We start from the raw sequence: 13568 nt of genomic DNA, 5'->3' as shown, positions 1-13568 counted from the left end.
AATGGTGCGATTGTTCTAGCGCGCCTCCACGCTGGGTAGTAGGCTGAACTGCAGATTCGTTATACGCTTGGCGTATGAGCACCACCCCATCAGCGCTGCAACCAGGCGCCGACCGCATCGAGCTGATGCAGACCTTTGTCCGCATCGTCGAGGCCGGCAGCCTGTCTGCCGCCGCTCAGCAACTGGGCACCAGCCAGCCCACCGTGAGCCGCCGCCTGCAGGCGCTGGAACGCAGCCTGGGCATCAAGCTGCTGCAGCGATCTACCCATGTGATGAAGCTGACGGAAGACGGCGACCGCTGCTTTGCCCACGCCAAGGCGCTGCTGGAAGACTGGCGCGCCATGGAGGACGACCTGCGCGGCACGGCCGACACCCCGCGCGGCACCCTGCGCGTGCTGGCGCCGCACGCCTTTGGGCAAGACCAGTTCATCGCCCCGCTGATGGCCTACCTGCGCCGCTACCCCGAGGTGGACGTGGAGTGGATGCTGCACGACCGCCGCCCCAACTTCATCGCCGAAGGCATCGACTGCTCCATCCAGGTCGGCGCGGTGGACGACCCCAGCGTGGTCGCAGTGCGCCTGGCCGAAGTGCCCCGCATCGTGCTGGCCGCCCCCGCCCTGATGGCCGGGCGCCCCACGCCCCAGCACGCGCAAGACCTGCGACCCCTGCCCTGGCTGGCCCTGAGCACCTTCTACCGCCGCGAGGTCACACTGACCCAAGAGCCCGGTGGCGAGGCCCACACCTTCGGCATCACCCCGCGTTTGGCCACCGACAGCCTGTACGCCCTGCGCAGCGCCGCCCTGGCGGGGCTGGGGGCGTGTATTTCATCGGCGTGGATCGTGGACAACGACGTGCGGCAGGGGAACTTGCTGCACCTGGTGCCCAACTGGCACGCGGCGCCGCTGCCGGTGTACTTGGTGTATCCGTATGCGCGGTTTTATCCGGCGCGGCTGCGATTGTTTTTGGAGGCAATGCGGGGGGCGATGCCGGGGTTGGTGGGGATGCGGGCGGTGGGGTGAGATGCGAGGCTAGTGACAGGGACCGGAGAAAGTGCTTGCAGACCATCAGGCCTCACAGCCATCTGCGTACTCTCCCTTTGTATGCCTCGTACTCTGCTCCAAAGAGAGAAGCCAACACGCGTTCTTCCGGGATGATTTGGAACCGGGTGATGTAAAGCACAAACACCAGAGCCCATAGGACAGCAAGCGGATTTTCCAGAAACACTGCCCAGGCCAACAGGGTTAGCAAGAAACCGACGTACATGGGATTGCGCGTGTATCTGTAGACGCCTTGGACAACCAAAGAAGACGCCGAACTTGCCTTGGTCGGACTCACTGTGGTCTTGGCGCGCCGAAACGCAAAAACTCCAGCAAAGCTGATGCTCAGGCCAACGCACACCAAGACAACAGAGCAGAGCACGCTGACCGGATGGGGCAACTGCAAGAGGCCTACGACGGATGGCGTCGTCATCCACATGAGAAGCGCCAGGACAAGCGCAACGATGGGGGGCGGAACCTTCAGTTCAAGCAAGCTCATATCACCGTATCACTCCATGATGAGGTCGTGCCCAGCATGCATAGCTACATACCCACCGAATCAGCGGCAAGTGTTGCGGCTTGCTTCCTCGCCACGACGTGTTTCTAGCAACAGCCCACAGCAACCCCCAAAGGGGTGATCAGTGTCTTCAAACCACCATTGACTGCTGGGCAAAGATGCCCGCCATCGCGCCCTGCCATGTTGACTGGGTGACCGAGGGCAAAAAGGGCGTCGCGAGGTCGCCAGCTGCGTAGGTGCCAGGCATGCTGGTTTGGCGGCGCTCGTCAACCTTGAGGACGATGCCGGTGGGCGTATCGACCGTGGCAAGGCCCAATGATTCGTGCAGGCTTGCGGACGGCTTGTTGCGCGGCTGGGCAAACAGGATATCGACCGCGACGTTGCGGCCGGTATCGAGATTGACGGTGGCGATGTGGCCCTGCTGGTGGGCGATCTCGACGATCCGGCCATCGGCAACTGGGATGTTGCGGCGCGCCAGATCGGCCAGGACGTCGGGCGCAATGTCATGGCCATCGGCAAAGACCGTCAGCTTGTCAGTCCAATCGCGGAACAGCCTGACGGACTGGTGTGACTGCGGACCCGACCAGAGGACACCCCAATGCTGGTCGGCGACTTCAAAACCGTCGCAATAGGGACACGGCACGATGGACTTGCCCCAGCTTTCGGCAAAGCCTGGAACATTGGGCATCTGGTCGGCAACGCCATAGCTCAGGATCAGACGGCGCGCCCTGAGGCTTTCGTTATCGTCAGTGACGACGCAGAAATCGTCGATGGCGCCAGACACGCTCTCGGCCCGGGCACTGACCAGCCTGATCGCGGGATAACGCGCCAGCTGCTGCCGCGCCTCGGCCAGGATGTCCAGCGGTGGCTTGTGATCGTGGCCGAGCAGGCCATGCGAGTGATGACCGAAGCGATTGCGCGGCCGACCAGTATCGAGGACCGTGACCTTGCGGCGGGCTCGGCCGAGTTGCAGGGCGGCGGCGAGGCCAGCAAAGCTGCCGCCGATGATGATGACGTCATCCATGGTGATGGGCTCCGTGTAGGTTGGTTGATTATTGGACTTTCAAGTACAGTAATGTAGGATATATATAATGGACCGTCAAGTCCACTATATAAACCATGCCCACCGCCCTATCGCCCACGCCCAAGTCCCAACGTGGCCGACCACGCGATCCTGTGCGTGTGCGGCGCATCATGGAGGCGGCACAAAAACACTTCAATGAGCATGGCCTGGAGCGTGCCAGCGTGGATGCCATCGCAGCGGACGCTGGTGTGTCCAAGATGACCCTGTACAACAACTTCGGCTCCAAGGAGGGGCTGTTCCACGCAGTCGTGCGCGACAGGACGGCGATGGTGGTGGCTGACGTCCCTGGCGCCGGGGCGCTGGACCCGACCGAGCCGGAGAAGGCGCTGCTGGTGATCGGCGCCCGGTTTCTTGCACTGACGCGTGGGGACGACGCGCTTGGCGCGTTGCGCTCCGTCTACGGAGTCGCGGGGGCGCAACCGGAAGTCTGCCGCGAGTTTTACAAGGTAGGCCCGGAACGTGCAACCAGCGAACTGGCTGCGTACCTGCGGAGCGCCCACTTGGCGGGCATGCTGAAGGTGCGGAACCCGCTTCAGGCGGCGGACCTGTTCCTGTCGATGTTCCTAGGCTCGGGGCACTTTCGCGGACTACTGATGCTCGAAAAGCCGGATTCTCGGGAAAACAAAGCTCTTCTGCGCGAGGCCGTACGGGTCTTTATGGCGGCCTACGGCGCGTAGTCAGACCCTGCCATGCAGAAGGGCGCCGCGAGTGCGCGCCGGGCAGCGCAGACCGCCTGCAAGTGCGCCGCTGACCTCAAAATGATGGAGTAATGCGCGGCAGCGCTGGTCGCCCCTCTAAACCGCAAGCCGCCCAATACGCTCAGATGCCACGATCACGTGGCACAGCAACTCGACCTTGCACGCGTCGAAGTCCGCGCTAAATCCCTCCTCGCCCTCCAACCGCCGAACAAACACCTGGGCCATTGCAAGCGCCTCTTTACACGCCGCCGCACTGACCTGCTCCCCCACCGTCAGTTCAAGCGTCCGATCCGCCCCCCAGCCGTGGGTGCGAACGCCATGGGCGTCATGTCGCAAACAGGCGCCAGCTCGTAAGGCCTGTGCCCCTCTGACAAGCACGACAGATTGCCGCTGTGCATGTCGGTGTTGCCGATCAGGGTGCCAAACGCCCGCAGCAGGCAGGCCGTGTCAAAGGCCTGGGCGGTGATGACGCTCTCCTTCCACAACGCCCTCGCGATCACCGGCCAGTTGCCGCCGCTGCCCACAAATTCGGCATCCAGCGCGGCGAAGGAATGCAGCGCCCTTCGCCCCCGCTCACCCAGCCGGTCAAATCGCTGGGTGCCGTGCGCGGCTTTTGCGCCGCTGCCATTGGCACCGGGTCGGGCGCGTTGCCGAACGGGTCGCGCGCAGCAGTTCTCTTTGCAAGGTCTAGACAGTTTGTTGTATTTTCTAGTTATTTATTGACAAACAACTAGCAAAAACAACAAACTCGTAGCGTGTCTCCAACCCCATCCACCTCCCAAACAAGCACAGTGCTTGCGCTTGCCCAGCACCACCCCCTGCTGCGCGCGCGCGACCTGAGTGCGCATGGCCTGCCCACGGTGCTGCTGACCCGGCTGGTCGCCGCAGGCAAGCTCGAACGCGTGGCACGCGGTGTGTACAGCCTGCCGGGCCGGGCGCTCAGCGAACACCGCTCGCTGGCCGAGGTGGCGCTGCGCATACCCAAGGGCGTGGTGTGTTTGCTCTCCGCCCTGCGCGTGCATGGCATTGGCACGCAGGCGCCGTTTGAGGTGTGGATGGCGATACCCCCCAACACGCCCACCCCGCGCCTGGAGCAACCCGCGCTGCGGGTGGTGCGCATGTCTGGCGCGGCGCTGACCGAAGGCGTGGACCTGGTGGAGATTGACGGCGTGCAGGTGCCCGTGTTCAACGCCGCCAAGACGGTGGCGGACTGCTTCAAATACCGCAACAAGATCGGGCTGGATGTAGCGCTGGAGGCGCTGCGTGACGGCTGGCAGCAAGGCAAGTTGCCCATGGATGCCCTGTGGCACTACGCCACAGTGAACCGCGTGGCCAATGTAGTGCGGCCTTATCTGGAAAGCGTGACGGCATGAGCCAGCGCAATGTGGGGGCCTCCATCCGCGCGCGGCTTAAGCAGCATGCCGATGCGCGCCAACAGGATTTCAACCTGACGCTGACCCGCTACGGGCTGGAGCGGCTGCTGTACCGGCTGTCGATCTCGCCGCACGCCAACCGCTATCTGCTCAAAGGCGCCCTGCTGTTCTCGCTGTGGTTTGACCAGCCCCACCGGCCCACGCGCGATGCGGACCTGTTGGGCTTTGGGCCAGACGACATCGAATCCGCCGTGCTGGCGTTCCGCGAGATGTGCCAGATTGAGGTGGACGATGGAATGGCGTTTGAACCGGCCTCGGTCAAAGGCACCACCATTCGCAAAGAGGCGGGGTATGGCGGTGTGCGGGTGGACCTTCTAGCCACACTGGATGGGGCACGCATTGCGTTGCAAGTGGACATTGGCTTTGGCGACGCGGTGACCCCGGCGCCCGAGGCGGTGCACTACCCGGTGCTGCTGCAGGACCTGCCCGCGCCCCAGTTGCGCGCTTACCCCAAGTACACGGTGGTAGCGGAGAAGTTTCATGCGGTGTGCCTGCTGGGCATGGCCAACACGCGCATGAAGGACTACTTTGACCTGTGGGTGTTGCTGACCGAAGGCGTGTTGGACCCGCAAGAACTGCGCCGCGCAGTGGCCGCCACGTTCCATCGGCGCCAATTGGCCTTGCCCCATGCCATTCCCTCAGGCCTGAGCGATGCGTTTGCACAAGATGCGGCCAAGCAGAAACAATGGGCCGCGTTTCTGAAAAAGAACCGCCTGCAAGCCCTGGACCTTGCAGAGGTGGTGGGGTTGCTGCGCAGCGAATTCAAGAAGCTACAGACGCTGTGAAGCGATGGAGCCACGGGGGTCATGCCATGGGGCTGATCGGGGGTGCCCACACCCCACAGCAGGCAGACGCCATCAATGCCCTTGCGGGCGGTGCGCGTAGCGCCACTGCACATTCATCACCATCGTCTCGCCCTGCCCCAGCGTGCGCAGGCCCGGCTGCCCCGGCTGGTGGAAGGCGTCGATGGGCTGGGTGATGGGCTCGAAGCAGAACGCGGGGCCCTGCGGGGGGCGGTAGACCAGGCAGTAGTGGTGTGCCGTGCCGCCGTCTTTTTCAAAATCAGGCATGCGGGCCGTGAGGCGCAGGCCGCGCTCGGGCCAGTCAATCTGCGCGGTGCCGCCCCAGCCGGTGTAGGCGTTGTCGATCAAGCCGCCGTTGGCGGGCGCGCCGCTGTTCAAGTCCCAGCCGGGCGGGAAGTGCTGCGTGTGCTCTGTGGGCAAGGGGTCGTCGCCACACAGCCACACGCCCTGCACCGGCGCCGTGATACGCGTGCCGGGAGTGCGCGGAAACCAGGGGTGCAGGCCCAGGCCGTAGGGCAGCGGCTGCGCGCCCAGGTGGCGCACCTGCATCGACTGGTCCAGGCCGCCGTCCACCAGGCGGAAGGTCTGCACGCATTCGTACTCGTAGGGGTTGCCGTCAAAGCGCTGTGAGCGTAGTTGCATTTGCAGCGTGTCGGGCGCGGGCTGGGTGATCTGCCAGGGCTGCAGCCAGCCATCGCCATGGATGGGGTACGGCTCGCCCACGCGGTTGGGGCGCATGGGGTGGAACTGGCCCGCGTGCTCAAACCCGCCGCCGCTGATGCGGTTGGACCAGGGCACCATGGCGAAGGACGCAAGCTGATACAGATCGGGCGTGGAGCCGTCCCACGGGCGCCACAGGTCGATGCGCGCGCCCGCCTCTTGCGGGTCGTCGATCTGCCAGGCCGCCACGCTGCCGCCGAGGGTAGGCACCAGGCCCAAGTGCTGCCCCGCGTGGTGCAGCCAGACGATGGGATGGGGGGATGCGGCCTCGGTCATGGGCGGTGTGCTTTCTTTGGGGTGTTGACAGGGATTGCGGGTTGGCAGAGCGCGCAGGGCTGCGTTCTTCAGTGCTGAGAGCGGATAACAAAACCCAGCGAAGCGGTTCTGGCCAGGCGCCGCGTCGCAGGCAGTACGAGTTAGTACGACAAGACGCGGCAACGACGCCAGAAGGGTTTTGTGAGCCGCTCTCAGCCGCCAAATGGATGGGCGGGCAGGCCCAGGCTGTCGGTGTCCACCGCAAACAGGGCCCCGGCCAGCGGCTCGGCCGCCAGCTGCTCGGGCGTGAGGCCTACCCGCGCGGAGCTGATGAACAGTGTGCGCAGGTCTGCGCCGCCAAACGCGCAGGTGGTGACCTGGCTGACCGGCAAGCGCACGCGGCCCAGCTCGGCGGCGGTGACCGGGTCGTGGCAGGTCACGCACCAGCCGCCCCAGTGTGCAATCCACAGGCGGCCCTGCGCGTCGGTGGTCATGCCGTCGGGCAGGCCGTCTTCGGGCAGCCAATGCTTCCACAGCGTTTTGTTGGACACGGTGCCTGTGGCCAGATCGCTGTCGTAGCGGTAGGTGTTGCCTTCGATGGTGGCGTTGAAAAACATGGCCGCGCCCTGCCCCGTGCCAGACCAGGTGGGGCCGTTGGTCACGGCAAAGCCGTCGTCGTGGCGGGTGCAACTGCCGTCGGAGTCATAGCGGTAGAGTGCGCCCGTGGGCGCCTCGCACGCGAAGTCCATGGAGCCCGCCCAGAAGCGCCCTTGTGCATCGCACTTGCCGTCGTTGAAGCGGTTGCCCGCGCGGTCGGGCTCGGGCTGGTGCAGGTAGCGCGGCGCCATGTCGGTGGCCGGGTCGAACAGCGCAAAACCCCGGCGCAGCGTGACGATGAAGCCCGGCGCGTGCGCGCGTTCGGCAATGGCGGAGATCTCTTCGTCAAACGTCCAGCGCTGGTGGGCGCCGGTGGCCGGGTCCCAGCGGTGCAGCTCGCGACCAAGGATGTCCACCCAGTACACGGCCTGCTCGCGCACCGACCAGAGCACGCCTTCGCCCAGCGCGTTGCCCAGTGCGATCACGCAGCGCACGGCGCCTGTGACGGGCGCGGAAAAGGCAGCGCCCTCGGGCGGAGAGAAGGGGGTATCCAGAAAGGGGCGCATGCGTGTCTCCGGTCTTTTTTTGTATCGGCCTGCCGCCAGGCACTTGACGAACGGCATCTTATCAACGCCAATTGATGCTTGAAATGAAATTTTTTGCCATTGATTGATTGCAATATTGATATGACACAGCTTTTTGCCCCCTCCTCTTCCTCGACCGACGCCACGGGCGCCCCCCAGGGCCTGGCAAAGTTCCCCAGCCTGCAGGGCCGCGCCGTGTTTGTGACGGGCGGCGGCAGCGGCATTGGCGCGGCCATCGTGGCGGCGTTTGCCGAACAGGGCGCCCGCGTGGCCTTTGTGGACGTGGCCCGCGAGGCCAGCGAGGCCCTGGCCCAGCACATCGCCGACGCGGGCCTGCCCCGCCCCTGGTGGCGTGTGTGTGATGTGCGCGATGTGCAAGCCCTGCAAGCCTGCATGGCCGATGCAGCGGCCGAGCTGGGCAGCGACTTTGCGGTGCTGGTGAACAACGTGGCCAGCGACGACCGGCATACGCTGGAGTCCGTGACGCCGGAGTACTACGACGAGCGCATGGCCATCAACGAACGCCCCGCCTTCTTCGCCATCCAGGCCGTGGTGCCCGGCATGCGCAGGCTGGGCGCGGGCTCGGTGATCAACCTGGGCTCCACCGGCTGGCAAGGCAAGGGTACGGGCTACCCCTGCTATGCCATTGCCAAGTCGTCGGTGAACGGCCTCACGCGCGGGCTGGCCAAGACGCTGGGGCAGGACCGGATCCGCATCAACACGGTGTCGCCGGGGTGGGTGATGACGGAGCGGCAGATCAAGCTGTGGCTGGACGCCGAGGGCGAGAAGGAACTGGCGCGCAACCAGTGTTTGCCAGACAAGCTGCGGCCGCATGACATTGCACGGATGGTGTTGTTTTTGGCGTCGGATGATGCGGCGATGTGTACGGCGCAGGAGTTCAAGGTGGATGCGGGGTGGGTTTGAGGTTTTGAGGTTTTTTTGGGCTCTGGCGCTTATCCATTAAGCGCTGGTAGCTATTATTTTTGTAGTTGCTAGCGCCCTCCGAGCCGTTCGGGCTGAGCGTGTCGAAGCCTTGGCGGGCTGGTTTGACAAGCATGCTTGGGTTGAAGGCGGAGGCCGGGGTGTGCGCCCGGCGGCGCAGTAACTTTCTTTCGCGTCGCCGAAAGAAAGTCACCAAAGAAAGGGCGACCCTACACGCTGCGTCCCTTCGCTTCGCTGCGGGCAACCTGCGGTGCTCGTGCGTGGGGCGCGCTGCGGAACTCGCTACGCGCTGCGCGCTTCGCTCGGACAACCGCAGCGAGTCAGTTCACGAAGCACGGGCGCTCCGACGCCCGTGCCGCCCCACGCCCTGTGCTCCTCGGCGCATCGTGAAGGGGACCCGCGAATCGGACATCCACACGGGCCATCGCTGCGCTCGGCCCCGCCTGCGCAGCGCGTGGTGCGTGGCGCTTGCGCCCGCGAGATGGGGCCGAGCGAAGCAAAGGCCCGGGTGGCTGCTCGGCTGTCCACCCCCTGCTGGCTGCGCCTGCGGCGGGGCGGTTGCGGGGTGGCACGCGCGTCGGAGCGCGCGTGCTTCGTGCTCTGACTCGCCGTGGTTGTTCGAGCGGCGCTGCGTAGCAGCAAAGCGAGTTCCACGGCGCACCCCGCAATCGCCCCGCCGCAGGTTTGCCCCGTAGCGCAGCGCAGGGGTCGCAGACTGGGGGTCGCCTTTTCTTTGCTTACTTTCTTTTGGCGAAGCAAAAGAAAGTGAGTCGCCTGCCGGGGCGACAACCCGGCTCCCGCCCTCAACCCCAGCACGCCTTCCAAANGGTTTGCCCCGTAGCGCAGCGCAGGGGTCGCAGACTGGGGGTCGCCTTTTCTTTGCTTACTTTCTTTTGGCGAAGCAAAAGAAAGTGAGTCGCCTGCCGGGGCGACAACCCGGCTCCCGCCCTCAACCCCAGCACGCCTTCCAAACCAGAACACCAAGGCTTCGACCAGCTCAGCCCGAACGGTTCGCAAGCCACATGAACTTCGACAGACCCGCCCCTCACAGCCAGTAGGCATCCACTACAAAAACAATAGCTATCAACGCTTTACCAGCAGGCGGCAGAAGCGATTTTCATCCAAAAATCAATCCCCCACCTCCAACCTCCGCCCGTACTGCACCAGACTCGTCTGCTTCAACGCCTTCATCATCACCTTCGCCGCCGGCGACAACAGCCGGTCCGACCGCGTGATGATTCCGAACGCATCCATATGGCACGGCATCGCCAGTGGCAACACCGTCACGATCCCATGCGCCGCGTAATAGCGCGCCACATCCTCCGCCACCACCGCAATCATGTCGCTCTGCTGCAGCATGCGCGTGATGAACAGCAGGGCCGATGTCTCCACCGTGTGCAGCGGCGGCGCCAGCCCGTCCTGCTGAAACATCAGGTCAAAGCGGTGCCGCAGCACGCTGCCCGCAGGCGGCACGATCCAGCTGGCCGACACCACATCGCGCAGCGTCAGCCCGCTCATGCTCGACAGCGGGTGGCCCGGGCGCGTCATGGCGCAGACCAGCTCCTCCGTCAACGACTCATAACGCAGGTTCTCCTTATCGTGCTCCTCGTACAGGCGGCCCACCACGATGTCGAGCTTGCCCTGCTCCAGCCGCTCCAGCAGCACCGGGCTGGTCTCGATGTCGAGCGAGATGCGCAGGCTGGGGTGCTCCTGCTTGACCTGCGCCACAGCGGCGGGCAGCAGGCTCAGGCCGGGTGAAGTGATGGCGCCGATGCCCACTTGGCCGTAGTGCCCGCGTTTGAGTGCACCGATCTCGTCGTGCGCCTGGTTCAGGTTGGCCAGGGCCATGCGTGCGTGGCGAATCATCGTTTCGCCATACCAGGTGGGGCGCATGCCGCGCGGCAGGCGGTCAAACAGCGACACCTCCAGCACGTCCTCCAGGTCCTTGAGCAGCTTGGACGCGGCGGGCTGGGTCATGCTGAGCACCTGGGCGGCGCGGTGGATGTTGCCTTCTTCGGCCAGGGCCACCAGCAGCAGCAGTTGGCGCGTCTTGAGGCGGGCGCGGATGAACCAGTGGTTGTAGGTGCTCATGGAAGGAAGGAAGGGAGAGAGGGCGAGAAAAGGGAGGGGTTTTCCAGAATGCGAAGAACGATATGTATTTTGTCTAAAAAATGATTGGAGTGATATCAAAACCTTGCCTAGACTTCGCCGCAACTGCAACAAAGGCCCCTCTCCATGAAGCTCGGCGACCTCCAGCTCAGCCCCCGGCACCTGATCAATGGCCGGTGGGAAATCGGCACCACCACCGGCATCAGCACCAACCCGTCGGACACCCGCGAGGTGGTGGCCGAATATGCCCGCGCCGACCGCAACCAGACCGAGCTGGCCGTGCGCGCCGCAGCCGACGCCCTGCCCACCTGGAGCCAGAGCACCCCCCAACGCCGCGCCGACGTGCTGGACATGATCGGCAGCGAGCTGCTGGCACGCAAGGACGAGCTGGGTGCGCTGCTGGCCCGTGAAGAAGGCAAGACCCTGCCCGAAGGCGTGGCCGAGGTGGCGCGCAGCGGGCAGATCTTCAAGTTCTTTGCGGGCGAGGCGCTGCGCATCCAGGGCGAGCTGCTGGCCTCTGTGCGCCAGGGCGTGCAGGTGGACGTGACCCGCGAGCCCGTGGGCGTGGTGGGCATCATCGCGCCGTGGAACTTCCCGTTCGCCATCCCGGCCTGGAAGATCGCCCCAGCCCTGGCCTACGGCAACACCGTGGTGTTCAAGCCCGCCGAGCTGGTGCCCGCCTGTGGCTGGGCGCTGGCCGAAATCATCAGCCGCAGCGGCCTGCCCGCCGGTGCGTTCAACCTCATCATGGGCAGCGGCCGCGAGGTGGGTCAGACGCTGGTGGACCACCCACTGGTCAACGCGCTGAGCTTTACTGGGTCGGTGGCCACGGGCGACCGCATCCTGCGCGCCGCCAGCCAGCGCCGCGCCAAGGTGCAGCTGGAGATGGGCGGCAAGAACCCGCTCATCGTGCTGGCCGACGCCGACCTGGATCAGGCGGTGGACTGCGCGCTGCAGGGCTCGTACTTCTCCACCGGCCAGCGCTGCACGGCGTCGAGCCGCCTCATTGTCGAAGCCGAGGTGCACGACGCCTTTGTGGCGCGCCTGCGCAACCGGCTGGCCAGCCTGAAAGTGGGCCACGCGCTGGAGCGTGGCACCGAGATGGGCCCGGTGGTGGACGACAACCAGCTGGCGCAAAACCTGGGCTACATCGACATTGCAAAAAGCGAGGGGGCGGAGCATGTCTGGGGTGGCGAGCGCCTGGAGCGCCCCACCCCAGGCCATTACATGAGCCCCGCCCTCTTCCTGGCCCGCCCCGAGCACCGCGTGGCGCGCGAGGAAATCTTTGGCCCCGTGGCTTGCGTGCTGCGGGCCGACGACTACGACCACGCGCTGGCCCTGGCCAACGACACGCCGTTTGGTCTGTGCGCGGGCATCTGCACCACATCGCTCAAGCGCGCCATGCACTTCAAGCGCCACGCCGCCGTGGGCATGACCATGGTGAACCTGCCCACGGCGGGTGTGGACTTTCATGTGCCTTTTGGGGGCCGCAAGGAGTCGAGCTACGGCGCCCGCGAGCAGGGGCGCTACGCGGCCGAGTTCTACACCACCGTCAAGACGGGCTACATGCTGGCCTGAGCCTCCTTCTTTTGTTCTTTCTTTCCATCCCGCAACCGTCGTCAACCAACCATTACAGACAGGAGACAAGATGATGAAAATGAACCGCCGCACCGTTGCTGCCGCCTTGGCCAGCGTGCCTGTGGCCGCCTTGCTGCCCAGCACTGCCTGGGCGCAAAAGCCCCTCGTGCTGGGCTTCAGCCAGGTGGGGGCCGAGAGCGAATGGCGCACCGCCAATACCGAGTCCATCAAGTCCGCCGCCAAAGAGGCTGGCATTGAGCTGAAGTTCTCAGACGCGCAGCAAAAGCAAGAGAACCAGATCAAGGCCATCCGCTCGTTCATCGCCCAAAAGGTGGACGTGATTGCGTTCTCGCCCGTGGTCGAGTCTGGCTGGGAGCCGGTGCTGCGCGAAGCCAAGGCCGCCAAGATCCCCGTGGTGCTGACCGACCGTGCAGTGAACACCAAGGACACGTCGCTCTACGTGACGTTCATGGGCTCGGACTTTGTGGAAGAAGGCCGCAAGGCCGGCCGCTGGCTGGTGGAGAAGATGAAGGACCAGAAGGGCGAGGTCAACATCGTCGAGCTGCAAGGCACCGTGGGCTCCGCCCCTGCCATCGACCGCAAGAAGGGTTTTGAGGAAATCATCAAGGCCGACCCCAAGTTCAAGATCATCCGCAGCCAGACCGGCGACTTCACCCGCGCCAAGGGCAAGGAAGTGATGGAAGCCTTCCTGAAGGCCGAGGGCAAGAAGATCAACGTGCTGTACGCGCACAACGACGACATGGCGATTGGCGCCATCCAGGCCATCGAAGAGGCCGGTATGAAGCCAGCCAAGGACATCGTGATCATCTCCATCGATGCAGTGAAGGGCGCCTTCGAAGCCATGATCGCCGGCAAGCTCAACGTGAGCGTGGAGTGCAGCCCCCTGCTGGGCCCGCAACTCATGGCCGCAGTCAAAGACATCAAGGCTGGCAAAGCGGTGCCCAAGCGCATCGTGACCGAGGAAGGCATCTTCCCGATGGAAGTGGCGGCCAAGGAAATGCCTAACCGCAAGTATTAACCCCCTGAGGCGCTGCGCGCCTTCCCCCTTTCTCTCGCATCGCTGCGCGATGCGGGAAGGGGGACGCCACCGGCACCCGCAAGTGAAACGCAGCCTTCGCTGCATGGCGGCCCTTGGGCGGTGGCTCTGGCCTGGGGCCGCGCCAGTCCCTACGGGCAGCAGCAAGTCATAG

At 64.9% G+C, this 13568-nt stretch carries 13 protein-coding genes; 7 read left to right on the top strand and 6 right to left on the bottom strand.

Going from position 1 to position 13568, the window contains the following annotated elements:
* Window positions 1-74 precede the first annotated feature (74 nt).
* Entirely contained in the window at window positions 75-1019 is a 945-nt protein-coding gene (locus A1D30_RS22675) for a LysR family transcriptional regulator (protein ID WP_063462999.1), read from the top strand.
* 52 nt (window positions 1020-1071) lie between these two features.
* On the opposite strand, the gene A1D30_RS22670 is transcribed toward A1D30_RS22675, so the two are convergent.
* Entirely contained in the window at window positions 1072-1536 is a 465-nt protein-coding gene (locus A1D30_RS22670) for an isoprenylcysteine carboxylmethyltransferase family protein (protein ID WP_063462998.1), read from the bottom strand.
* A 148-nt stretch (window positions 1537-1684) separates the two neighbouring features.
* On the bottom strand, window positions 1685-2578 hold the full coding sequence (locus A1D30_RS22665; protein WP_063462997.1) for an NAD(P)/FAD-dependent oxidoreductase: 894 nt from the start codon (window positions 2576-2578) through the stop codon (window positions 1685-1687).
* A 95-nt stretch (window positions 2579-2673) separates the two neighbouring features.
* On the opposite strand from A1D30_RS22665, the gene A1D30_RS22660 reads away from it, so the two are divergent.
* A complete protein-coding gene (locus tag A1D30_RS22660) occupies window positions 2674-3315 on the top strand; it encodes a TetR/AcrR family transcriptional regulator (protein WP_063462996.1) in 642 nt (213 codons plus the stop codon).
* A gap of 293 nt (window positions 3316-3608) precedes the next feature.
* Here A1D30_RS22660 and A1D30_RS26560 read toward each other — a convergent pair whose 3' ends face one another.
* Window positions 3609-3893 (bottom strand): hypothetical protein, encoded by a 285-nt coding sequence (locus A1D30_RS26560; protein WP_242422014.1) that lies wholly within the window; start codon window positions 3891-3893, stop codon window positions 3609-3611.
* A 234-nt stretch (window positions 3894-4127) separates the two neighbouring features.
* On the opposite strand from A1D30_RS26560, the gene A1D30_RS22650 reads away from it, so the two are divergent.
* Entirely contained in the window at window positions 4128-4709 is a 582-nt protein-coding gene (locus A1D30_RS22650) for an AbiEi antitoxin N-terminal domain-containing protein (protein ID WP_199866035.1), read from the top strand.
* Window positions 4706-5554, top strand: coding sequence for a nucleotidyl transferase AbiEii/AbiGii toxin family protein (locus tag A1D30_RS22645; protein ID WP_063462993.1), 849 nt, complete (start codon window positions 4706-4708; stop codon window positions 5552-5554). The genes A1D30_RS22650 and A1D30_RS22645 overlap by 4 nt, the downstream gene beginning before the upstream one ends.
* A 72-nt stretch (window positions 5555-5626) precedes the next feature.
* Here the strand turns inward: A1D30_RS22645 and A1D30_RS22640 are convergent, their stop codons facing one another.
* Entirely contained in the window at window positions 5627-6568 is a 942-nt protein-coding gene (locus A1D30_RS22640; RefSeq protein ID WP_063462992.1) for an aldose 1-epimerase, read from the bottom strand.
* A gap of 191 nt (window positions 6569-6759) precedes the next feature.
* On the bottom strand, window positions 6760-7710 hold the full coding sequence (locus A1D30_RS22635) for an SMP-30/gluconolactonase/LRE family protein (RefSeq protein ID WP_063462991.1): 951 nt from the start codon (window positions 7708-7710) through the stop codon (window positions 6760-6762).
* Window positions 7711-7830: 120 nt separating this feature from the next.
* Between A1D30_RS22635 and A1D30_RS22630 the strand changes: the two genes are divergently transcribed.
* The gene (locus A1D30_RS22630) at window positions 7831-8652 is read left to right on the top strand and encodes an SDR family oxidoreductase (protein WP_063462990.1); all 822 of its coding nucleotides are present in this window, start codon (window positions 7831-7833) and stop codon (window positions 8650-8652) included.
* A 1146-nt stretch (window positions 8653-9798) separates the two neighbouring features.
* Here the strand turns inward: A1D30_RS22630 and A1D30_RS22625 are convergent.
* On the bottom strand, window positions 9799-10761 hold the full coding sequence (locus tag A1D30_RS22625; RefSeq protein WP_063462989.1) for a LysR substrate-binding domain-containing protein: 963 nt from the start codon (window positions 10759-10761) through the stop codon (window positions 9799-9801).
* A 144-nt stretch (window positions 10762-10905) separates the two neighbouring features.
* On the opposite strand from A1D30_RS22625, the gene A1D30_RS22620 reads away from it, so the two are divergent.
* Together A1D30_RS22620 and A1D30_RS22615 are read left to right on the top strand one after the other, a co-directional pair.
* A complete protein-coding gene (locus tag A1D30_RS22620; protein ID WP_063462988.1) occupies window positions 10906-12357 on the top strand; it encodes an aldehyde dehydrogenase family protein in 1452 nt (483 codons plus the stop codon).
* 73 nt (window positions 12358-12430) lie between these two features.
* Window positions 12431-13396: an ABC transporter substrate-binding protein gene (locus A1D30_RS22615; RefSeq protein WP_063463018.1), complete on the top strand. Its 966-nt coding sequence runs from the start codon at window positions 12431-12433 to the stop codon at window positions 13394-13396.
* Window positions 13397-13568: the final 172 nt, after the last annotated feature.

This window comes from Acidovorax sp. GW101-3H11 (assembly GCF_001633105.1).
In the GTDB taxonomy this organism is placed as follows: Bacteria; Pseudomonadota; Gammaproteobacteria; order Burkholderiales; family Burkholderiaceae_C; genus Acidovorax.
Note: the sequence above shows the minus strand (reverse complement) of the source record. Positions and strands in the feature narration are given on the sequence as shown.

What these genes read in the sequence shown, in the direction of transcription:
- A1D30_RS22675 (WP_063462999.1), top strand. Translation starts at nt 75, where the DNA reads ATGAGCACCACCCCATCAGCGCTGCAACCAGGCGCCGACCGCATCGAG.
- A1D30_RS22670 (WP_063462998.1), bottom strand. Translation starts at nt 1,536, where the DNA reads ATGAGCTTGCTTGAACTGAAGGTTCCGCCCCCCATCGTTGCGCTTGTC.
- A1D30_RS22665 (WP_063462997.1), bottom strand. Translation starts at nt 2,578, where the DNA reads ATGGATGACGTCATCATCATCGGCGGCAGCTTTGCTGGCCTCGCCGCC.
- A1D30_RS22660 (WP_063462996.1), top strand. Translation starts at nt 2,674, where the DNA reads ATGCCCACCGCCCTATCGCCCACGCCCAAGTCCCAACGTGGCCGACCA.
- A1D30_RS22645 (WP_063462993.1), top strand. Translation starts at nt 4,706, where the DNA reads ATGAGCCAGCGCAATGTGGGGGCCTCCATCCGCGCGCGGCTTAAGCAG.
- A1D30_RS22640 (WP_063462992.1), bottom strand. Translation starts at nt 6,568, where the DNA reads ATGACCGAGGCCGCATCCCCCCATCCCATCGTCTGGCTGCACCACGCG.
- A1D30_RS22635 (WP_063462991.1), bottom strand. Translation starts at nt 7,710, where the DNA reads ATGCGCCCCTTTCTGGATACCCCCTTCTCTCCGCCCGAGGGCGCTGCC.
- A1D30_RS22630 (WP_063462990.1), top strand. Translation starts at nt 7,831, where the DNA reads ATGACACAGCTTTTTGCCCCCTCCTCTTCCTCGACCGACGCCACGGGC.
- A1D30_RS22625 (WP_063462989.1), bottom strand. Translation starts at nt 10,761, where the DNA reads ATGAGCACCTACAACCACTGGTTCATCCGCGCCCGCCTCAAGACGCGC.
- A1D30_RS22620 (WP_063462988.1), top strand. Translation starts at nt 10,906, where the DNA reads ATGAAGCTCGGCGACCTCCAGCTCAGCCCCCGGCACCTGATCAATGGC.
- A1D30_RS22615 (WP_063463018.1), top strand. Translation starts at nt 12,431, where the DNA reads ATGAAAATGAACCGCCGCACCGTTGCTGCCGCCTTGGCCAGCGTGCCT.